At 47.6% G+C, this 21,794-nt stretch carries 16 protein-coding genes and 1 riboswitch; of the genes, 6 read left to right on the forward strand and 10 right to left on the reverse strand.

Annotation, left to right across the window (positions count from 1 at the left end):
* Positions 1–10: 10 nt before the first annotated feature.
* Entirely contained in the window at positions 11–1,696 is a 1,686-nt protein-coding gene (locus OSQ85_RS07615; RefSeq protein ID WP_265822252.1) for a glutamine--tRNA ligase/YqeY domain fusion protein, read from the reverse strand.
* Positions 1,697–1,865: 169 nt separating this feature from the next.
* Here OSQ85_RS07615 and OSQ85_RS07620 point away from each other — a divergent pair, with 169 nt between their 5' ends.
* Positions 1,866–3,518, forward strand: coding sequence for an acyl-CoA synthetase (locus tag OSQ85_RS07620; protein WP_265822253.1), 1,653 nt, complete (start codon positions 1,866–1,868; stop codon positions 3,516–3,518).
* A 65-nt stretch (positions 3,519–3,583) separates the two neighbouring features.
* On the opposite strand, the gene OSQ85_RS07625 is transcribed toward OSQ85_RS07620, so the two are convergent.
* The 3 genes from OSQ85_RS07625 to OSQ85_RS07635 form a co-directional block, all read right to left on the reverse strand.
* The gene (locus OSQ85_RS07625) at positions 3,584–4,339 is read right to left on the reverse strand and encodes a hypothetical protein (protein ID WP_265822254.1); all 756 of its coding nucleotides are present in this window, start codon (positions 4,337–4,339) and stop codon (positions 3,584–3,586) included.
* On the reverse strand, positions 4,333–5,343 hold the full coding sequence (locus tag OSQ85_RS07630) for a winged helix-turn-helix domain-containing protein (RefSeq protein WP_265822255.1): 1,011 nt from the start codon (positions 5,341–5,343) through the stop codon (positions 4,333–4,335). The genes OSQ85_RS07625 and OSQ85_RS07630 overlap by 7 nt, the downstream gene beginning before the upstream one ends.
* 481 nt (positions 5,344–5,824) lie before the next feature.
* Positions 5,825–7,099 (reverse strand): O-acetylhomoserine aminocarboxypropyltransferase/cysteine synthase family protein, encoded by a 1,275-nt coding sequence (locus tag OSQ85_RS07635; RefSeq protein ID WP_265822256.1) that lies wholly within the window; start codon positions 7,097–7,099, stop codon positions 5,825–5,827.
* Positions 7,100–7,211: 112 nt separating this feature from the next.
* Positions 7,212–7,323: riboswitch (SAM riboswitch) on the reverse strand.
* Between the two features lie 139 nt (positions 7,324–7,462).
* Between OSQ85_RS07635 and OSQ85_RS07640 the strand changes: the two genes are divergently transcribed.
* Complete coding sequence (locus tag OSQ85_RS07640) at positions 7,463–10,195, forward strand: EAL domain-containing protein (RefSeq protein WP_265822257.1); 2,733 nt, start codon at positions 7,463–7,465, stop codon at positions 10,193–10,195.
* On the opposite strand, the gene OSQ85_RS07645 is transcribed toward OSQ85_RS07640, so the two are convergent.
* Positions 10,192–10,911 (reverse strand): SDR family oxidoreductase, encoded by a 720-nt coding sequence (locus tag OSQ85_RS07645; protein WP_265822258.1) that lies wholly within the window; start codon positions 10,909–10,911, stop codon positions 10,192–10,194. The genes OSQ85_RS07640 and OSQ85_RS07645 overlap by 4 nt on opposite strands.
* A 136-nt stretch (positions 10,912–11,047) precedes the next feature.
* On the opposite strand from OSQ85_RS07645, the gene OSQ85_RS07650 reads away from it, so the two are divergent.
* The 3 genes from OSQ85_RS07650 to OSQ85_RS07660 all read left to right on the forward strand — a co-directional run bounded on the left by OSQ85_RS07650 (position 11,048) and on the right by OSQ85_RS07660 (position 14,401).
* On the forward strand, positions 11,048–11,911 hold the full coding sequence (locus OSQ85_RS07650; protein ID WP_265822259.1) for a hypothetical protein: 864 nt from the start codon (positions 11,048–11,050) through the stop codon (positions 11,909–11,911).
* Between the two features lie 8 nt (positions 11,912–11,919).
* Positions 11,920–12,597 (forward strand): class I SAM-dependent methyltransferase, encoded by a 678-nt coding sequence (locus OSQ85_RS07655; protein ID WP_265822260.1) that lies wholly within the window; start codon positions 11,920–11,922, stop codon positions 12,595–12,597.
* A 136-nt stretch (positions 12,598–12,733) separates the two neighbouring features.
* The gene (locus OSQ85_RS07660) at positions 12,734–14,401 is read left to right on the forward strand and encodes a Na/Pi cotransporter family protein (protein ID WP_265822261.1); all 1,668 of its coding nucleotides are present in this window, start codon (positions 12,734–12,736) and stop codon (positions 14,399–14,401) included.
* A 217-nt stretch (positions 14,402–14,618) separates the two neighbouring features.
* Here the strand turns inward: OSQ85_RS07660 and OSQ85_RS07665 are convergent, their stop codons facing one another.
* The 5 genes from OSQ85_RS07665 to OSQ85_RS07685 form a co-directional block, all read right to left on the reverse strand.
* Complete coding sequence (locus tag OSQ85_RS07665) at positions 14,619–16,325, reverse strand: sensor histidine kinase (RefSeq protein WP_265822262.1); 1,707 nt, start codon at positions 16,323–16,325, stop codon at positions 14,619–14,621.
* Between the two features lie 337 nt (positions 16,326–16,662).
* Positions 16,663–18,414, reverse strand: a complete 1,752-nt coding sequence (locus tag OSQ85_RS07670; protein ID WP_265822263.1) for a histidine kinase dimerization/phosphoacceptor domain -containing protein — start codon at positions 18,412–18,414, stop codon at positions 16,663–16,665.
* Between the two features lie 148 nt (positions 18,415–18,562).
* Positions 18,563–19,246 carry an ABC transporter ATP-binding protein gene (locus tag OSQ85_RS07675; RefSeq protein WP_265822264.1) on the reverse strand — a complete coding sequence of 228 codons (684 nt, stop codon included), beginning with the start codon at positions 19,244–19,246 and terminating at the stop codon, positions 18,563–18,565.
* Positions 19,247–19,254: 8 nt separating this feature from the next.
* Positions 19,255–20,496: an ABC transporter permease gene (locus tag OSQ85_RS07680; RefSeq protein ID WP_265822265.1), complete on the reverse strand. Its 1,242-nt coding sequence runs from the start codon at positions 20,494–20,496 to the stop codon at positions 19,255–19,257.
* Between the two features lie 8 nt (positions 20,497–20,504).
* Positions 20,505–20,945, reverse strand: coding sequence for a DUF2318 domain-containing protein (locus tag OSQ85_RS07685; RefSeq protein WP_265822266.1), 441 nt, complete (start codon positions 20,943–20,945; stop codon positions 20,505–20,507).
* A 404-nt stretch (positions 20,946–21,349) separates the two neighbouring features.
* Between OSQ85_RS07685 and OSQ85_RS07690 the strand changes: the two genes are divergently transcribed.
* Entirely contained in the window at positions 21,350–21,790 is a 441-nt protein-coding gene (locus tag OSQ85_RS07690) for a hypothetical protein (RefSeq protein WP_265822267.1), read from the forward strand.
* Positions 21,791–21,794: the final 4 nt, after the last annotated feature.

The raw sequence follows: 21,794 nt of genomic DNA on the forward strand, positions 1-21,794 counted from the left end.
CCTTAAATAATCAGCCCTTCTGCTGTTCCTTAGCCCATGAATCCTTAAGGGAAACAGTTCTGTTGAACACAGGCTTTTCTTTTGATGTATCCGGGTCCGCCACGAAGTAGCCCTGTCTGAGAAACTGGAAGGAGGTAAACTCCGCAGCCTCCGCCAGAGAAGGCTCGCCCCAGCACCCGGTAATTTTCAGTGAATCGGGGCTGATGTTCGCCGTGAAGTCCTGCCCCTCTTCCACGTCATCGGGGTTCTCTTTTATGAACAGGTTGTCATAAATGCGGACTTCGCACCTGACAGCGTGTCTTGCGCTCACCCAGTGGGATGTGCCCCTGACCTTGCGCCCGTCCTCCGTCCAGCCCCCTTTGCTTGCGGGGTCGTATGTGCAGTGAACTTCGGTCACATTGCCCTCAGCGTCCTTCACCACATTAACGCAGGTCACGTAGTAGGCATGCTTAAGCCTTATCTCACCGCCGGGGAAAAGCCTGAAATATTTCTTCGGCGGGTTTTCCATGAAGTCTTCCCGCTCTATGTAAAGCTCTCTGGAGAAAGGGATCATCCTTTTGCCGTCCGCTTCGTTTTCCGGGTTGTTTTCAGCCTCAAGAAGCTCTTCTTTGTCTTCCGGATAGTTGATGATAACCATCTTAAGCGGGTCAATAACCGCCATGCGCCTGTGGGCGCGCTTGTTTAGGTCATCCCTCAGGCAGTTTTCAAGGAGGGAGTATTCGATTATGCTGTTGCTTTTGGAAACGCCGATCATGTCCGTGAACATGCGGATCGATTCCGGTGTGAAGCCCCTTCTCCGCAGACCTGCGATGGTGGGCATTCTGGGGTCGTCCCATCCGTTTACATATTTATCCTGCACGAGTTTGAGCAGCTTGCGCTTGCTCATCACCGTATTGGTGAGATTCAGCCTCGCGAACTCTATCTGCTGGGGGTGGTACACGCCGAGTTTTTCCAGAAACCAGTCATAAAGAGGTCTGTGATCCTCGAACTCCAGTGTGCAGATCGAGTGGGTTATCCCCTCTATGGAATCCTCAAGCCCGTGGGCAAAGTCATACATAGGGTAAATGCACCAGTCGTTTCCGGTGTTGTGGTGCTCGGCGTGGGCTATGCGGTATATAACCGGGTCACGCATGTTTATGTTCGGCGAGCTCATGTCAATCTTGGCTCTCAGAACCTTTTCGCCGTCTTTGAACTCACCTTTTTTCATGCGTTCAAGGAGGTCAAGGTTTTCCTCAACACTGCGGTTTCTGTAAGGGCTTTCCCTGCCGGGTTCGGTGAGCGAGCCTCTGTACTGCCTTATCTCCTCTGCCGTGAGGTCGTCCACAAACGCCAGTCCGTCCCTGACGAGCTGCACTGCGTATTCGTAAAACTTCCCGAAGTAGTCGGAAGCGAAATATTCCCTGTCTTCCCAGTCAAAACCGAGCCATTTCACATCGCGCCTGATCGATTCCACATACTCCGTGTCCTCTTTCAGCGGGTTGGTATCGTCAAAACGGAGGTTGCATTTTCCGCCGAACTCCTCCGCCATTCCGAAATTGAGGCAGATCGATTTCGCATGCCCTATATGGAGATAGCCGTTAGGCTCAGGCGGGAAGCGGGTATGCACCCTGCCCTCGTTTTTGCCTTCCTCAAGGTCTTTTATGATTATATTCCTGATAAAGTTGGAACCCTTGTAAGTTTCTTTTGACTCGCTCATCAGTTTCACCGCTTATTTTTTGTTAAACTCAAATATTAGGGGAAATTTACGCCGAATGCAACAGCGGACGGAAAAGGTTTTCTTATTACGTCCAACTGTTAATTCCTGCTTTACTTTCTTAAGCAGCACTATTATATTTTGTCACCATAATTTTCATTCGGAGACTCATATGCCCGACAGTTTATTCAGAACAGACCCCGCAACAGGCGATTTTAAGATTGAAATACCTGAGTTTTACAACTTCGGTTTTGATGTTATAGACAAAAGGGCGGAACTCACGCCGGATAAAACCGCACTTATTTTCGTTGATACAGACGGTGAAACAGACATACATTTTTCCTATAAAGACTTAAGCAGAATGAGCGCAAGGTTCGCCCATGTCCTGAAAAAGCACGGGTTCAGAAAAGGGGACAAGCTCTATGTAATGATCCCCCGTGTGCCTGAGTGGTATGCGGTTATGCTCGGCTGTTTCAAGATGGGCGTTGTCCCCATGCCCGCACCGAAAATACTCCAGCCCAACGACATAAACTACCGCATAGCCGCTTCCGGAGCAAAGGGTGCAGCGGTTTACCATGACTGCCTGGAAAAAATGCAGAAATGCAATCTCAACAACCTCGAAGGGAAAATAGCCGTAGGCGCCGAATGCGAAGGCTGGATCTCCTATGAACAAGAGATGGAGAACGCACCCGCAGACTTCCGGAGGGAGGATGCAGAACCCACTCTCCCGACCGACCCGCTCATAATGTACTTCACAAGCGGAACAACCAAGTTCCCCCGCATGGTAATGCACGACCAGACATACGCCCTCGGTCATTACATAACAGCCCGCTTCTGGCAGGACTTAACAGAGAACGACATCCACTGGACACTCAGCGACACAGGCTGGGGAAAAGCTGTCTGGGGCAAGATGTTCGGTCAGTGGATAATCGGCACAACGGTTCTCATGCACAATGCGGCCGACCACTTTGAGCCGGAAAAACACCTCTACATCATGGAGAAATACGGTGTGACAACTTTCTGCGCTCCCCCCACCGCCTACAGGATGATCATTCTTCAGGATCTCACACGGTATGACTTTTCAAAGCTGCGCCACTCGGTAAGCGCAGGGGAACCGCTGAACCCCGAAGTCATACGCATCTGGAAGGAGCACACAGGAACAACCATATATGACGGCTACGGTCAGACGGAAACGGTGAACACCATCGCCAACTGCCCCGCATTTGAGATACGCTTCGGCAGCATGGGCAAGCCTGCGCCGGGCTTCAATGTTGACATAGTTGATGATGACGGTCTTCCGCTTCCCGCAGGCGAAACGGGGCATATCGCCATTGAATGCGCCTCAAACCACCCCGTAGGTCTTTTCAGAGGCTACTACAACGATGAGGAAAGTACAAAGGAAGCCTTCCGCGGCGGCTGGTATTTCACAGGGGACAAGGCCTACAAGGATGCGGACGGCTACTTCTGGTTTGTGGGCAGAGCGGATGATGTTATCAAGGCAAGCGGCTACAGGGTAGGCCCCTTCGAAGTGGAAAGCGCACTCCAGAGCCACGGCGCAGTTGCCGAAAACGCCGTTGTCGGCTCGCCAGACCCTATCAGGGGCACAATTGTCAAGGCGTTCGTGGTGTTGAAAAAAGGGTACGAGCCGTCACCTGAATTAATCAAATCGCTTCAGGAGCACGTTAAAAAAGAGACCGCGCCGTATAAATATCCCAGAGAAATAGAGTTTGTGGAATCGCTCCCTAAAACCGTAAGCGGAAAAATCCGCAGGGTTGAACTCAGGCAGAGGGAAGAGGCAAAACACGCGGATATGGTCAAGGAATAGAGGAAGGCACGAATGTGTAGGAAATAGGGCAGATGAGCTACTGTAAGATATTCGCTCATTTATAACTATGAAATACTATATATTTTAATCACGTTTTCTATTAGTGTTGTTTTATCAGTTGTGATACCCAAATCTTTCATTTTGACATCATCGTCTCTCAACATATTGAGGCAATCAGCTAAATCTTTCTGCACTAGAGAAGGAATAGATATACGAGTATCAGGAGCAATAGTGTCGGCAATTCTGAAAATATCGCCTCGGTGTTTTCTAATATCTTTATCTCCAACAAATATTCCTTTTTCTTTTTTACTTATGTTATCTATATATGCCCTTGCCTTAAGTGGTATTATTATTTCTTTCTGCACGAAAGTTATATTATTTTCTGATACACAGTTATTCTTAATCATATCATAGTATTCTTCATTAAGCAGAATAGCAGAAAGGCTGTTAATTTCTTCATCAACAGTGATAGGAGCACAAATCTGGTCCTCTTTTATGTCAATTAAATCCGCTTTTTTGGAAAAGAGTTCAATCATAACCGGGAATCTTCCATCATCCGGGTTTTCAAATCTGTAAAATTGCTTTTCCCCTGTGGATTTCTTTATATGTTTATAGCCTGCATCGCTGACAAACAGTTGAAATCTGTCATTAAAATCTTTATTTAGAACTTCTAATAAAACAACAATATCAATATCTTTTGTCAGCCTGAATTCAATATCTTCTTTATCCAGAAAATAATCGCATGCAGTACCGCCTATGATAACGTAGCATTCAGTATAATCTTTAAAATATTCGGCAAATAACTCCAATCCTTTTACCATTGCATTTTCTCCAACACATCTGCAAGCTCGCCCTGAACCCTTTCATCATAATCATTCCTCAAAGAAAGATACATAGATAACTTATCTACAGCAGCATTACCGAAAGAGAACGGATGTTCAGTTTCTGACTTATAATCCAATACTTTTTCAGGAGGGTAAGTCCAGATTTCAACCTCCAGTGCAGCTTCATCAGCATATTTTGCCAATTGGTAAATATTGGAGTGTTCATCCCAAGTTTTTTGAGAAACAGCAAACGACGGTCTTCTTGGTGTTGATAACATGGAACATTCTGAAAGAGCCGTAAGCCCAGCAATAAAGCCTACAACCACAGGACTATTGAAATCCTTTATAAACAACCGTTTTTTCACCGGTGATTTTAAGTATTTAACAGAATTATCCCAAAGCTCTTTTCCGCTAAAAACAAATCTTGCTATTCGCTCACGCCCCTCTTTATGGCTTTCCGCCAATCCCAATTCTTCTAAATCATCTATTAATCTCTGAGCATTTGATGTTGATATTCCAAATCTATCCACCAAAGCACCTATGGAAAAAGTCACATCGAAAGTTCTCCACAACACTGATAACAATACCATCTGAGCCGATGGAGAAAAGTATTCAGCTTTATTTTTTCTTTTAGAAAAATGTTCACGCAGGTCAATTCTTAAGTCAGGCAGAAATATCTGTTTATTAGGCACAACAAACTGGACACCATATTTTATCAGCCTTTCTCTGTCGTAAGAAGTCATAACTTCATCAACATAAACTAAAGGTTGATTCAGTATGTTTTGAACCTTATTGTAATCCTTATAGATCTGGGCAGGAGTCAGTTCATAATCATCGCACTGCATAAAAATCAGTCTTTGTTCAAAAAGATAAGTTGAAAAATACTTATATCTTGAAGACAGATACATAGGCAAGCTTCCAAAACTCTCTTTTTGAAAGCCCTGAAAATTCCAACCAAGAGTCTTTAATAAATATTTACGAACAGAATCTCCTATTCCCATTTATCACCTATTTATCAATATTATCCCAATATATTTGCACTATACCACACATAATGGGATAATGCAATATTGTAGGGATAGCAATCATCCTACCGAAAAAAGAGTTCAAGTGACTCTACATGCATCTTAAAAAAATACATATAGAATCACAAATGAAAGCTGAGGTTTTGAAAGAAGCCATTGAAAAAAACTTAAAGCCATCTCTAAAAAGAGATGGCCGTGTCATCAGTCAAGTATGGTCGCCTAAATATCTGTCAGAGATAAGAAGATTTAAACTTTGGGCATTTATGCTTAACCCGCTTATCACTCCCGCCCAAGGAAACCTTTATATCTGCGCTAAAGCCTGCGCAAAGTCTGTCTGTCCTTAACTATAAAAAATTCGCCCTCCGTGGGAATTTTTTATACACGCTCGCGGCGGGATAAACCCGCCTTCGCTCGCACGGCGCGCTCCCTTCCATGGGAGCGGGGGGCGGGGAGTGTTTTATATCTGCGCCAAAGCCTGTGCAAAGTCTTCCTTAATATCTTCAATGTGTTCTATGCCGACGGAGACGCGGATAAGCTCATCAGGGGAGCCTGCGGCTCTTCTGCCTTCGCTGGAAAGTTGCCTGTGGCTGGTGCTTGCGGGGTGAGTGACGAGGGTGCGCACATCGGCGAAGTTTGCCACATGGTTAGCTATCTTAAGTGCCTCAATAACCTTTACAGCCGCATCCAGACCGCCCTTCACGCCGAAGCTGAGCACCCCTGAGCCATAGCCTTTCAGGTACTTGTCAGCCCTTGCCTTATTGAGGCTTCCGGGAAGCGCGGGGTAGTTCACCCACTCAACCTTTTCATGCTCCTGCAAAAACTGCGCAAGGGAGAGGGCATTTTCAGAGTGAGCCTTTATTCTGAGATGCAGGGTTTCTATACCCTGTAAAATGTAAAACGAGTTCTGCGGCGAGAGGCATCCGCCCGCATCACGCAGGGCTTCAACACGCACCTTCACACCGAAAGCCGCCGCACCGAAGGTTTCTGCGAATTTAAGTCCGTGATAGCTGGGGTTCGGCTCGGTAAATGAAGGGAACCTTCCTGAGCCTGCCCAGTCGAACGTGCCCAGATCGATAACCACCCCGCCCATGGAGTTGGCGTGTCCGCCTATGTATTTCGTCAGCGAATGTATGACTATGTCCGCCCCGAAGTCCTTCGGGCGGCAGAGAAGCGGTGTCGCCTGCGTACTGTCCGCAATGAGCGGAAGCTTATGCTTTTTGGCTATGGCGCTCCACGCCTCGAAGTCTGCTATGTCGCATGACGGGTTGCTGATGGTTTCTATGAACAGAGCTTTGGTTTTTTCGTTTATCGCCTTCTCCACCGCCTCAAAGTCATACTGATCAACTATATTCACCTTAACTCCGAGGTTGCCGAGAAAGTAAGTGAAAAGGTTAACCGAGCCGCCGTAAAGTCTGGATGAGGAAACAATTTCATCACCCGCGCCGGCGATAACGCTTATTGCCGCAAATTCCGCAAAGTGACCGGAAGAGGTTACCACCGCATGCACACCGCCTTCAAGCTGGCAGAGCCTCTCCTCAAGAACAGCAGTGGTGGGGTTTGTTATGCGGGTGTAGATATGCCCGAACTCTTTTAGATCAAAGAGATTTCTGGCATGTTCAATGTCGCGGAACTGGTAAGCGTTCGTCTGGTAGATAGGCACTGTGATAGAGCCGTTGTGCTCTTCGGGTTTATAGCCCCCTCTTACGGCTATGGTTTCCTGTCTGTGCGGCATAGTTTCCTCCTCTGGATACCGGGGGACGGGGAAAATAATTCGGCTATAAAAAAACCCTGACCGTCAGGAACGATCAGGGGCTTATGAGTCTTATAACCGGAGAATCTGTCTCCGCCTATCTGCCCCTGAAAATATTATAGGGCGGGAGTTAGCACCTTTACGCGTCTGTGCGCAGGGTTGCTGCGGCTTCGCAGGGCCCGTCCCTCAGCCGCTCTGGATAAGCATATACACAGGATAAAGCATATTTTTCTTTTGTCAAGACAAAACCTATAGATTTACTATGTATTACACAGCGCTTTATAGATTGAAAATAGGAGGAATTAGTCTATAATCCTTAGGAATCCGCTGATACAGGTTATTTATATGATTAACGGCAAACCGAGAATCTCCGTAACAACCCTCAATATACTTAATGTGCTGTTTATCTTTGTGTCATTCATAATGCTTATCGGTTATTTCCTTTTTTACGAAGCGGAAAAGGAGTTCGAAACCCGCGCCGGAAACATCCGCGACCGATTCATAGAAACCCAGAAAGCCAACATAAAAACCGAAATCGGGCGCGCCGAGGCGAAGATAGAGAATATGCGCCTCATGCGTCAGGAAACGATCCGCATCTTTCTGAAAAACAGGGCGGAAAACGCTGAGGATATTCTAAAAAAACTCTATGCGGCAAATGCTCCGCAATCATTAATCACTCAGACTCTGGACAGCCTGAAATGGGACAACGGAACAGGCTACTGCTTTGTTTTCGACAGTAACGGCAAATTTATTTTCCACGGCGGAAACAACAGCCTGACCGGAACCAGCATATTCAGCATTGTAGAAGGGAACGAGGGGCTGGAAAAGTTTTTGGCCGATCTTGAGGGAAAGAACGAAACTTTCGGTCACTATGACTGGATTAAGCCTGCGGCGGACAAAAACGACCTTTATCCCAAAATAGCTTTCGCAAAATATGTCCCCGAACTGGGCATCTACATCGCAGCCGCTTCCTATACCGAATTTCAGGATGCATATCTCAAAAAATATATTCTGGAGCTTTTCCGTGAGGAACGCTTCGGCTATAACGACTATGGCTATTTCTTCATTATGGACGCAGACTACAGAGTGCTTCTGCATCCGGTAATGAGCGAAATCGAAAATATGAGCACCTTTGACATAACCGACTCAAAGGGGAACAACCTGGGCAGCCTGTTCTCCGAAGCGCTCAAAAGCACTGATTCAGCCTATGTTTCATACTACTGGAAAGCTCCGAAAGGGCAAGAACCGGAAGAAAAAGTCACTTACATGGCTAAAATCTCCGCGTGGGACTGGATAATCGCCACAGGGTTTTACTCCAGCGATTTCAACACTTATCTCGACAGGGAAAGCAGAGAACTGAAAGAGGTCTTCCACAATGACCTTATACGCATCTCCGCACTGCTGGCGATCATTGTCCTCATAACAGCACTGATAAGCATATACATAAACGTGCATATAAGAAAAATAGAGAAAAGCCGACTGCGTGAAATGAACATGCTGGAACAGTACAAGCTTGTTCTGGACGAGTCATCAATCGTCTCCAAGACAGACCCTCAGGGGCGCATCAACTATGTCAATGACAAGTTCAGCACCACCACTCTCTACAGCAAAGATGACGTAATCGGCCGCTCCCACAATGTGGAACGCCACCCGGCCACACCAAGGGAAACCTTCCGCAGGATGTGGGAAACCATAAGCAGCGGCAGAGTATGGCACGGAGTGCTCAAAAACAAAAAAGCCGACGGCACAAGCTATTACAAGAGTGCCACCATCGTGCCTCTTAAAGATGAGGACGGGCACATAATCGAATACATATCATCCGGTCATGACATAACGGAGCTCATGGAGAACAGGGACAGGCTTGAAAATATTTTCAACACGGATGTTCTCACCAGCTTAGGAAGCAGGATGAAGCTTCTGGCGGATATAGAAAGAACAGAGAAACCCGTTCTGGGGCTCCTTGATATTGACCGTTTCAGCGCTGTAAATGACCACTACGGAAACAAAACCGGAGACGGGGTCATAAGGGAAACCGGGTCATCCATTTTCCGCAGACTCAGCAGGAAGCCCTACTCCTTTTACCGTGTGAATGCCGATACCTTCGCGGTTCTCGCTGACGGGGCGGATATTGAACAGTTCAAAAACGACATCAGGGACGTTCAGTACAGCATAGCCTCAACAGGAGTTAAAATAGGCAGCGAAGAGATACCCATAACCCTGAGAAGCGGCATAGCATACGGCAGCAGGGACGTTCTGGCATATGCAGACATGGCTCTGAACAACGCAAAGGCAAGAAACGCCGACTACTATGTTTACGACCCCGCGGATATGCAGATGGCGGCAAACTACGGCAAAGATATTGCAGTGCTGAAAAGCATTTATGCTGCCATAAAGAATGATAAGGTTTTCCCGGTGTTCCAGCCAATATACAATATAGCCACAGGCAGAATCGAGAAATACGAGTGCCTCATGCGGGCGGAGGATGAAACCGGGCAAATCCTCACCCCAGGCGACTTCATGGATATAAGCAAGAAAACAAGGATATATCCGAGACTCACGCTTATCATAATAGAGAAATCAGTGCAGAAGTTCAAAAACCTTCCGTATGAGTTTTCCATCAACCTCACCATTGAGGATCTGATGAATGATGAAACAATGGAATACCTGATCACTTACGCCAAAAGCCACGATGTTCTCAGCAGGCTTGTGATCGAAATCGTGGAAACGGAGGAGCTTCAGGGGTTTGAGGAAGTGCTTACCCTGCTCAGGGAGTTCAAGAATCATGGTGTGAAAATAGCCATAGACGATTTCGGCTCAGGTTACTCAAACTTTGAATACCTCATAAAGCTCAACGCGGACTATGTGAAAATAGATGCAGGCATAATGAAGCATGTGCTTGAAGATGAAAGGGCAACAGAGATTGTCCGCTCCATAGTCACCTTCGCCAGACAGACCGGTGTCCGGACAATAGCGGAGTTTATCAGCAGCGAAGAGCTTCTGAAAGCCGCCGACAGCCTCGGTGTGGACTATGCGCAGGGCTACTTCATCGGCAAACCGGAAAGGGAGCTGGCGGGCTAATCCTCATATATCATCTTCACAGTCATTCCGCCGTCCGCAGTGAAGCTTTGCCCTGTAATAAACTTCGCCTCATCTGAAACCAGATAATAAGCAAGGGATGCTATATCCTCCGCCTTTCCCACCCTGCCCGCCGGGTGCTGTGCGTGATCCCTTTCCGATGTTCTGTAACCTGAAACATTTATCCAGCCGGGGCAGATGCAGTTCACCCGGACATCAGGGCCGAGGCTCACGGCGGAAGCGTGGGTGAGAGCTGTCAGCCCGCCTTTGGACGCGGCGTAGCTCTCTGAGTTTTTCTCAGACTGAAAAGCCCTTGTGGAAGCCATATTTATTATGCTGCCGTTTGTTTTTCTCAGGTAAGGCACACAGTGCTTGGTCATAAGAAATGCTCCGGTGAGGTTCACGCCGATCACCCTGTTCCACTCCTCAAGGCTCAGGCTCTCCACCGGCTCCGTAAAAGGGTTTGCTATGCCTGCGTTATTTATAAGCGCATCTATCCGCCCGAATCTTTTTACACATCGTTCGACACAGGCTTTCACGCTCTCCTCTGATGCCACATCTGTAACCGCAAAGTCAGCACCGTCAATACTGCGCGCCGCCTCCGGACATGCTTCCCCGTTTATATCCGCGATAAACACCGACCAGCCTTTTCCGGCGAAGTATGAGGCGCAGCCGAGACCTATTCCGCCTGCTCCGCCTGTAATCAGCACACATTTCATAAATATCCCTCTTTTCAATGAATTATTCAGCGTTATTTTTGTCCGGATAATGTTAAAAATTGCATCTGGGTAAAAAATAGCATCGAATATTACTGTAAATAATATAATATACCCTGAGTTATTTGGAGGAAAATTTATGAAATATGCAGCAGCCTTGTTTTTGTGTCTTTTTTCTGTTCATGCCTTGGCAGCGGAAATAGGTTTCATCGGCGGCTTCACCAGCCCTGATGACCTTGGTGCAGCCTACTACGGGGCAGAGGTTTCCGAAACAATCGACATACCGAACAATCATAAGCTTAAACTCTCCGCAGATTATAAAATGACCGATTTCAACGATGCGGCAGGCTTCATGCCGGACACCCTGACTCAGGCTGCTCTGGGAATTGATATAGAGGGACATGAATATCTGCTCAATATGAAGGCAGGAGTATCGACTGATGAGCCGTTTGAGGAATCGGACGGTTATTTCGTCGGAATCGTGGCGGCAAAAAAGATTTACGAAACCGGACCGCATAAATTTTATCTCGGACTGGTTGCCTCTAATAAGGAGCTTTTGGACGACATGTACGTTCTGCCCGCCTTCGGGTATTCCTACACTGCCCCAAACCTTTACATTCTGGCGGGTTCGCTTAATATGATTAAGTGGAAACCGGCGGAGAAGGTAAGCTTTGAGGCCTCGCTCTCCATTCTGGGACAGGGCAAAGTGAAGGGAACTTACCACTGGTCGGACGATTTCAGAACTTCTCTGGTATACTCAAACAATACGGACACATTTTATCTGGGCAAAGACTACCCGGAGGATTCGGAGCTTAGGCTGCGCATAGCCTCAGTAAGCCTTGAGGCTGAAAAGGACATCAGCAGCTACGCAAGGCTGGTACTTTCCGCAGGGATGATCACCAGCGCCAGATATTATATTGTTGATGACGATGACGAAGTTCTCCGCGATCAGAAAGTTAACGGCGGAGCAACAGGCAGCGCCGAACTGCGCATAATGTTCTAGGAGAAATAATGGAGTTCTACCGCATACTCGCAAAAGCTTATGACGAGGTTTTCCCTTTTTCGCAGACCACATTCGACTTCCTCAGGCTGCACGCCGCGGGAAGAGTTCTGGATGTCGGCTGCGCCACCGGAGCCTATGTAAAAAGGTTCCATGGGGAAGGATTCAGCGCAGAAGGCATTGAGTATGTTCCCGAACTCATTAAATACACCGAAAATATATCCGCCGGAGATATGCGCCGCCTGCCGGAAAGCTTCTCCGGCAGATTTTCCCTTGTGTACTGCATAGGCAACACCCTCGCCCACTGCACAGACACTGCGGACGCAGAAAATATCCTCGGCGGATTTGCCCGCACCCTGCAAAGCGGAGGAAAGGCGGTAATCCAGATACTTAACTACGCCCGTATACTGAAAAACCGCCCCCTCAGTCTGCCCCTTATCGAAACTGACAGAGTGCGTTTCGTCAGGGACTACACCTACGCGGAGAACAGCATCAAATTCACAGGGACACTCACCGCAGACAGACAGACATCCTCTTCATCCGTAATGCTTTATCCTCTGACCCATACTGAGCTTTCCACAGCTGCCGCACAGGCGGGCTTTTCATCATGTGTCCACTACGGCGATTTCAGCGGCAGTAAGTTTGACGAAGCTGAAAGCTTCATGCTTGTCAGCGTTCTGGGCAAATAACAAAAGCTTTTATTACCATCAGTTCGTTAGGCAGACGTTTCAAAAAACTTTGATTCTCCTTTCATGTTAAGGTTGTCAAAATTGTCAGATTACGGTTATATTCCTGTCAGATTTTTGTCATCCAAAGGAGCATTTTGTGACGTCATCGGACTGGTTTAACCTGATTGCGGGACTCTTCGGCGGTCTCGGTCTATTCATATTCGGCATGAAGCTCATGTCCGAAGCACTTCAGAAATCCGCAGGACAGGGTCTCAAAAAAGCCCTCGAAAAGCTTACTAGCAACAGATTCGTGGGAACATTTGTCGGACTTGCGGTCACAGCTATAATACAAAGCTCCTCAGCAACCACCGTAATGGTTGTCGGTTTTGTCAACGCCGGGCTGATGAGCCTTACTCAGGCACTCAGTGTTGTTCTGGGTGCAAACCTCGGTACAACAGTCACAGCGCAGCTTATCGCATTTGACATACACGCTTTTGCGCTCCCCGCCATAGCCATAGGCATGATGCTTAAAATGTTCTCCAAGGATGTTATGAAACAGTACTGGGGCGAGATTCTTCTCGGCTTCGGTATGCTCTTCATCGGTATGGAGATCATGAAGGACGGCTTTGTCCCCTTACGCAAGACCGATGGTTTCAGGGATATGTTCGTATTCTTCTCCAGCAACCCCATCCTTGCGGTGAGCGCAGGCGCACTTCTCACCGTTTTAGTGCAGAGCTCCTCAGCCACCATAGGTATTACCATAGCACTGGCAACCACAGGGCTTATAGATTTCTACGGCGCATGCGCCCTTGTTCTCGGTGAGAACATAGGCACAACAATAACAGCCAACCTTGCGGCCATAGGGACAAACCGCACGGCAAAACAGGCGGCATTCGGCCACTTCCTCCTTAACTTTATCGGTGTTGTGTACATGCTGTTCATACTGCGTTATCTGGTGGATTTCGTTAACTATGTCACTCCGGGAGATGCGGACTTAGTGGCGGCAGACGGCTCCAAGCCCAATATAGCACGCCACATCGCCAACCTGCACACAATGTTCAACCTGATTAACATGCTTGTGTTCCTCCCCTTCATCCACTATCTGGCCAGACTGTGCGAAGTCATAATCAAACCGGACAAACCGGATGAAAACAGGATGGTGCGCCTCAGCGACAATATAATGAGCACACCCTCAATAGCGGTTGAACAGGCTAAAAAAGAAGTCCTGCGCATGTCAGGCTATGCGGGCAGCATGGTGGAAGCTACCGGAAAATACCTTGTAAACGGCGATGAATCAGGCCTTGCGGATGTTAAAGTCTTTGAGGGGCATCTGGACACGTTCGACAAGGAAATATCTGCGTTCCTCGTTAAGCTGTCCATGAAAAACATCAGCCAGAACTCCGCAAACCAGATCAATAAGATGCACCATGTTGTCCATAATCTGGAAAAAATCGGCGACTATTCCGAAAGCATATATAACTCAATCAAGAAAATCAGAAAAAAACAGATAGTTTTCAGCCCGGAAGCCAATGAAGAACTGAGAGAAATTTATGACGTTGTACAAAGCTTCTACAGGCATACCATGAACTGTTTCATGAACGGTGCTTTAAAAATCGATACAGAAGATGAAGACATCATAGACAGCATGAGAAAACGTTTTAAGAAGAACCATGTGAAAAGGCTCAACGCCGGAGAGTGCACCATTGATGCCGGGCTGATTTATGTTGATATACTGAACTGCCTTGAAAAAATAGGCGACCATACATTCAACATTGCGCAGGTTCTTATGGCCGGAGAGAGCGCCGCAATCGGCAAACCGCACTAATTAACAAGGTCAATCAGTGCGTCCTGCCGGATTGACCCACACGCTCGCGGATTGCAGGGCAATCCTTCGCTGCGCACGGCGGCGGCACATCCATGTGCCTTCACCCAACAACATCAATCATCCGTGCGTCCTGCCGGATTGACCTACAACCCTTTAAAGGCTGCTGTCATTGCGAACGCCAGTGAAGCAATCTCTCAGTATTCTTAAACCTTACACATCACTCCGGCTGCGTAATGCGCACCTTAAAGGTGTTGCCGCCCCTGCTGTTGGTTTCAAGGGTTATGCCGCCTCTGTATAATCTGCATATATGCTTGACTATGGAAAGCCCTAGCCCTGTGCTTGAGATATTCTTATTTCTGGATTTTGAAACAGTGTAGAAGCGCTCAAATATTCTGTCCCGCTCCTCGGCAGGGATGACGGGGCCGCCGTCCTCCACATCAAGGCAAAATTCATCCGCGGTGCTGAGCATTCTCACCTCTATATAATCCTTCCCTGAGTAAGCGACAGCATTCTCTATGAGATTCGTGACAAGGCTCGAAAGGTGCGCCCTGTTCACCCTGACAGGCTCTCCTTCCGCAGTAATTTTCATTCCGGGGGCGAATTTATCCGAATAGTAATCCCTGAGTTCCTCAGCGTATTCGGCCGGGTCCGTCTCCTCTTCGGTTTCAATATCCTCCGCAGAGGATGATTCGTATCTGTGCAGTTCTATAACATCATTAATAATCTGGTTAAGCTGGGTTGTCCCTTTATAAACCTTGCCGAGGAACTTATCCCTGTCCTCCGGCTTCATGTTCGGATGCTCCATAAGCGTTTCCGCATACCCCATAACCAGCGCCAGCGGTGTTTTAAGTTCGTGGGAAATATTGGTTATAAGCTCGCTCTTGTATTTGCTGTAGCGTTCGCTGTCGGTTATATCCGTGAGCACGATGATTCTTGAGCCCTCCATGAAGCGCACATACAGTTCATAAACCGCATTCTGGAGTTCGTACACCTTTGTGCAGTCCGTTTCGTAGGAGAGGATCTCCTTAGCCAGAACTATGGCATCCCTGTCAGTTACCTTAGCCAGAACATCATCCCCCTGCCTGAGCAGGCAGCCGAGAATTTTTTCAGCCCTTTTATTGGCAAGTTCCACCCTGCCGTTTTCATCCAGCTTGATTATCCCCTCCTCAAGGAGATTAACCAGACCGTTCAGCTTTTTCTTTTCCGCCTCAAGTATGTGCTTCTGTTTCTCCAGAGCGTTGTATGTCCGGTATATCAGCCCCGCGACCTTATCCATCAGCCTGCTTTTGAAAATAGGAAAAACAGGCGGTCTGCCGCTTTCTATATCCTCAACAATGCGGCTTATCTTCACCACTGGTCTGCTCACTCTCAGGCTTATGAACCACAGCACAGCGAAAAGAACGGCAAAAAGCCCCAGAAAGGTGGCGTAGGCCTGTTCCTTCATCTTTTTTTTCAGGCTTTCCACATAAAGCATGGGGTAGGCTATGCGCAGAACATTCCCCCCTTCTTTAAGCTCCTTCGCGTAATATATCATCCGCTGCCCGGTTGTTGTACTGAAACGCTTCTCCATCCCTTCGCCGTTTTTGAAGGCATCCTGAATTTCCGGGCGGGAACTGTGGTTTTCTATTCCAGGCACGGAATCCGCCGCCACATAGGAATCATCGATAACCACACCGTCCGAGCTGATAAGAGTAATCCGCAAGGGGGCTGCCCGGCTTATGGATTCAAGCCTCGCTCTGGCTTCATGCGGGGGGAGCTCAAGCACTCCGGACGCGTTTATTATCTCCCACTTGTTTTTAAGCTCGTTGACAAGCTCATTCTCCGCATTGATGAGCAACTGCTTCTGATAAGTGAAAAACATCAGCAGTGTCACACACATGACAGGAATTATTATAAAAGAGAAAAGACGTATGTATATCCTCATAGTTGGCTCCTTAATATTATTATCACAAATTTTTATCCTTAAAAATTTGTGATACACGCTCGCGGTTTGCAAAGGCAAACCTTCGCTGCGCACGGCGCACTCCCTTCCATGGGAGTGTTAAACATTATTATCACAAATTACTCTCTATCATTAAAAATTTGTGATACACGCTCGCGGTTTGCAGAAGGAAAAACAGTGTGTTTCGCCTTTCGTACTAACCTCCCCCTTAATAAAGGGGGACAGAGGGGGATTTTTATCCGTTAAACGGACAGACATATCGGCATCATTATAATTATTAGCATGAAGACAAAAGAAAAGAAACTGTTCCGGCTGAAGGCTATAATCTGAAAGATACCCGGAAGTATGCCCCGCCGTCATTCCCCAGGAAATATTCACCGCCGAGCTGTTTCACAAGGTTAATGACAATAGGCAGACCGAGGCTTTCCAGAGATGCCGCATCTAGACCGGGCGGATAGCCTCTGCCGTTATCCTTCACAGTCATGTTGCAGAGGTCACCTTCGGTTTTGAATGAAAAAAGTATCTGCGGATTTTCGCTTTCCTCATCAAAAGCGTATTTTATGCTGTTCATCACAAGCTCATTCACTATGAGCCCGCAGCACATTATTGTATCTATAGGCAGTGATACAGCCTCCACATCCTCTATTATCTCAATGGGAATACTTTTCATGTTCTTGCGCATATTGTCCAGAAGGCTGTGGAAATACGCATCCAGCCTCACCACTGACATATTCTCAGACCTGTACAGAGACTGATGCAGAAGCGCCATAGCCATTACCCTGCTTTCCGCTTCCCCCAATGCATCGCTGGTTTCTTTGGAGCCGCTGGATTCCTTCTGGAGGCTTAAAAAGCTGCTTATAATTTGCAGGTTATTTTTGACTCTGTGGTGTATCTCCTTAAGCAGAATCTCCTTTTCATCCAGCGAGCGCTTGATGGTCTCCCTGTTGCTGATCTGCTCTGTTATATCATAATATGAAACAACGGCGCCCTGCACCCTGCCGCCCTTCTTGATTGGTGCGGCAAATACCTCAACGTTTATAAAAGTGCCGTTTTTACAGCGGAAAATCTGCTCCTCACGCCGTCTTTCACCGTCATGAATGGTTTTAAACACCGGACAGTCAGCCTCTTCCAGAGGGTTGCCCTGTTTATTCCTGCGCTGCAGCACAATGTGGTGTGACTTGCCGAGAAGCTCATCCCTTGAATATCCTGTAATCTGCTCCACAACTGGGTTAACGAAAATAATAATCCCTGTACTGTCCACACCCAGAATAGCCTCACCTGTGGAGGAAAGGATAGCTGACTTCTGTTCGTTCAGTTCATGAAGCTTGTCCTTGCTTTCTGCAAGTTCATACATCATGTCGTATATTTTCCTGTAGCCCACAGCAAGCACCGCAAGGCCTATAACCCAGATAAGACTGTGGGTTATTATCGAAAGAAGTATTTCATTGGTCTCTATGTCAGAAAGCTTTCTGAGAGGTATGCTGACGCTTATGCCGCCACGGATTTCGCCCACACTGTACCCCTGAACAGCGTGACATTTCAGACAGCCCTCAGAAGTCACAAACGGGCGCATGAACCGCAGATACTTCTCGCCGTCTATTGTATCCACAGATACATACTCCTGAGCACCGCCGAAAAGCTTGGCCAGTGCGAGCTTCTCCCACGTGTCCGGCTTGTTCACAGGGTTTATGAGCACGTCACTTGTGAGATGCGTCTGTATGACATCCGTGTCGATGGCCATTTCATAAACCTGTCTGCTCATGTACGCCGGGTTTACAAGGGTGAGTTTTCTGCCGGAATCAGTGACAATATCCCTGTCCTGAACATGTATGAGGTACGGGTTCGGCTTAACATCGTCAGTAACAGGAACATATACCCCGCCGTGACCGGTGTTCCATTTTCTGTAGAGTTCGTCCTTGGTAAAGGCTGATTCGGCCATCATAGTGGCAATTCTTTCTGTTGAGTTGGATATTTCCAGATACTGCAGAAATGTAAGGGCAACAATAAGTCCGGTCCATATCATGACCAAAAGCACAGAATAAAGCTTGACCCGTCTGATTTCCTCTCGCATTCCCGACCCCGGAAGAACTTGTGTATTTATCTTATTTTACATCTCAAAAATGAAGTTTCCAAGCGAGATGAAGCTTTTTTGATTAGAAAACGAAAAATAAGCATGCTTATAAATAAGTAAGAAAAAGCCGCCCGGAGGCGGCATGTCTTTATGCTGATTTGACTGTTATTTTGTCAACATTTCCGTCGGAGAGCTCCACAACCTTGCCGGCATACTCCGCGTAATCCCTCTGGTGGGTCACCATGACTACGGTAAGCCCTTCCTTATTCAGATCGCTCAGTATTTTCATCACAGCGTCCCCGTTGGCTTTGTCCAGGCTGCCTGTCGGTTCATCCGCAAAGAGAACGGCAGGTCTGCCCACTATGGCTCTGGCTATTGCCACCCTTTGCTGCTCGCCGCCGGAAAGCTGTGAGGGAAGGCGCTTTTCCTTTCCGGCCAGCCCAACCTTCGCCAAAGCGTCATAGGCTCTGGCTTTCTGTTCCTTCCCTGCGGGCTTAATGCCGGAGAGAAAAGGAAGCATAACATTTTCAAAGGCTGTCATATACGGCATGAGGTGATGAAACTGGAATATCATTGCTGCCTCTTCCCTGCGGAAGCGGTCAGTTTCGCAGCGTTTCATACCCCTGAAAGGCTTGTCCATATAAATTATGTCACCCTTATCCGCATCCAGCAGGGAGGACATTATGTTCAGCAGTGTACTCTTGCCTGAACCCGAACGGCCGAGGAGGCACACAAACTCCCCTTTGCCGACTTCAAGGGAAACCCCTTTCAGCACAGGGGTAACGACCCCGCTGCCGCTGTAGCTTTTATATATATCATTTACCTTAAGCATCATTTCACCTAGAGCCTTATTATGGCGCTTGCCGGTTCGGTTCTGGCCGCTTTGAGTGCGGGAATGACCGATGCAGCTACAGAAACAAGGCACACCACAGCCACGCTGAGAATCAGATGAGCAGGTTCAAAGTGTATCGCCGCCCCGTCTGTAAGCTCCATTTTCTCAAGTATTTTCACCGCAGTGAAATAACCCGCCCCGAAACCTGCAATGCCTGAGGCAGCGCCTATTACCAGCGATTCAAAGCTGAACAGGCAGAAGATCTTGAATCTTGAATAGCCCATGGAACGGAGAATGCCTATCTCGCTCCTGCGTTCGGCTACAGAGGCCATCATAAACACGGCAAGCATGAAGCAGGCTATAACGAGGATAACCGCACTAATTACGAGAACAAGGTTTTTCACGAAATTAACCGTAAACATCCTCTGCTTAACCACGCTCTGCATGGCAGTTACATCCACATCAGGCAGAGCCTGCTTTATCTGCACCACTATATCTTCAATCGGGCATCCGGCACACAGGGCTGAGACCTCAACGAAGGTGACCTCTCCGGGCTTGTTTTTAAGCTCCTGCAAGGCCTCTATATCCATGAACACCAGCTTGTCCTCATCAGTTCCCATAGGAGCGAGGACACCTGCCACATTAAAAGTCTTTCCTTCAATCTCCGTTTCCCAGCCCTTTTCAAGTCCCAAAAGCTTTGCTGCGGTGTTTCCGGCCACTATGTCGTATTTCCCGAACTCGCTTCCTTCCTCAAGTCCGTCCATGACCATTTCCGTGCCTTCGGGTAGGCTCGCCGTGTCGTGCCCGTGCGCTTTGTGGTCTGCCTTGTCTATGTACCAGTAGCTTTTTATCTTAAGCTCTTCCACCCAGTTTATCCCCACAACGGCAAACTCCCTGCCGTCTATGGAGGATGTTTCCAGAAGCTTGGGTGCAACAGAGCTTATGCGCTCCTTATAGCCTATGCCGCGCACTCCGTTTTCCACCTCATCCATATCAAGCTTGTGGATATTGTAGGAAAGGTTGCCCATGGAAAAACCGCCGTAGCTCACATCCAGACTTTCGGAATGGGGTCTTATGAGGATATTGGCTCCGTAGGCGGTGAGCTTCTGCTCAAGGCTCTCACCCACAGTGGCAGAGACATAGTAAAGCCCCACCACGGAGATTATCCCCGCCGAGAAAACCAGCGTCAGCATCGCCGTGCGGAGAGCTTTGCGCCGGAGATTCTTTAAAGGTATCGTAAACAGATTCATCAGCTATCCTAGAAGTACATCGCGCCTGAAGCTATATCAGTTGCCTTGATGTAGACAAAATCCTTGTCAGTTGTTCTTGTCAGGGGCGAAGGGTTGCAGCCGCCTTTGACCTCGTTTATTTTCATGGAGTGGAACTTCATACCGCAGTTGTTGCAGACCATGAAATCGCCCTGCTGTGAGTAGCCTTTTTTCTCGCGGTAGCAGACATCACAGGCATCAAACGCTGCCCTGATCACGCCGTCACTGCTTTTAAGTATGAAATACTTCACGTCTTTGCCGTTGATTTTTGTATGAAAATAATGAGCCTTGCCGTCATTCACATCTTTAAGGGCTATTTTAACCACGCCGTTCTGGGCTTTTGCCTCTTTTGTTTTGCTTCCGCCCCAGCTCCACGCCGCGACAGACATAACAAGAACGCCTAATAACATTAATTTAAACAAAATCTTCATATTTCCTCCGTGTGTATCTACGTATGAACCTTTCAAACAGAAAAAGTTCCGCTCATGCGGCGCTGCCCATGCGGAGTGGACAGCGCCGTCTGCGGAAGACTCCTCCCCCGAGAAGTCCTGAAAGCCATATTCATATTAACTTTATAGGAAATATAGATGGCTGTTTTTCCGGTGGCAACATCAAACTGCAAAAAAATAAATATCCCGCCAAAACACTGACAAAATTACCTATTTGCGTTATACATATGTTTGATTTCTGCATCATATGCTCCTTCTCAGCCAGCCTGCCCTCTTTTCCTGTGCAGTTTTTGCACAGATCATATTTGTTGGGCTGATGCTTACATTGACTTGATCACGATTTATAAAAGGAGTAACATCATATGAATATCAAGGAGGTATTATTTATGAAAAAATTTATTACACTCTTAACCGCTGCAGTCATCGTATGCATGTTCTCGGCAGCCTTCGCTGCGGAGCGCTTCGTCATACCCCTTGATGCGGAAAACGATCTCTATACTGCGGACAAAACCTTCACAGTGGACGGCATTGAGATAGCAGCCGCAATGTCACGCCCGACAGAGGCCTTCAAGCCGATCACCTTCACATTTGCCTTTACGGAAAAGGGAGCTCCGATTGCGGTTGAAAACGGTAAAATACGCTTTAACATGAAGATGGATATGGGTGAATATGCCTATGACCTCGCAAAAGCGGACGGAAAATACACCGCAACCGCTGTTCTGCCCAAGTGCATGATGGGCGGGGAAATCTGGTTCGGCAAGCTCACCTTCTCCTACAAAGGCGCTGAGCACTCCAAGGTATTTTTCTTCAAAATACCAAAAAGCTAGGAGC

It is taken from the genome of Geovibrio ferrireducens (assembly GCF_026226615.1).
GTDB classification, from domain to species: domain Bacteria; phylum Chrysiogenota; class Deferribacteres; order Deferribacterales; family Geovibrionaceae; genus Geovibrio; species Geovibrio ferrireducens.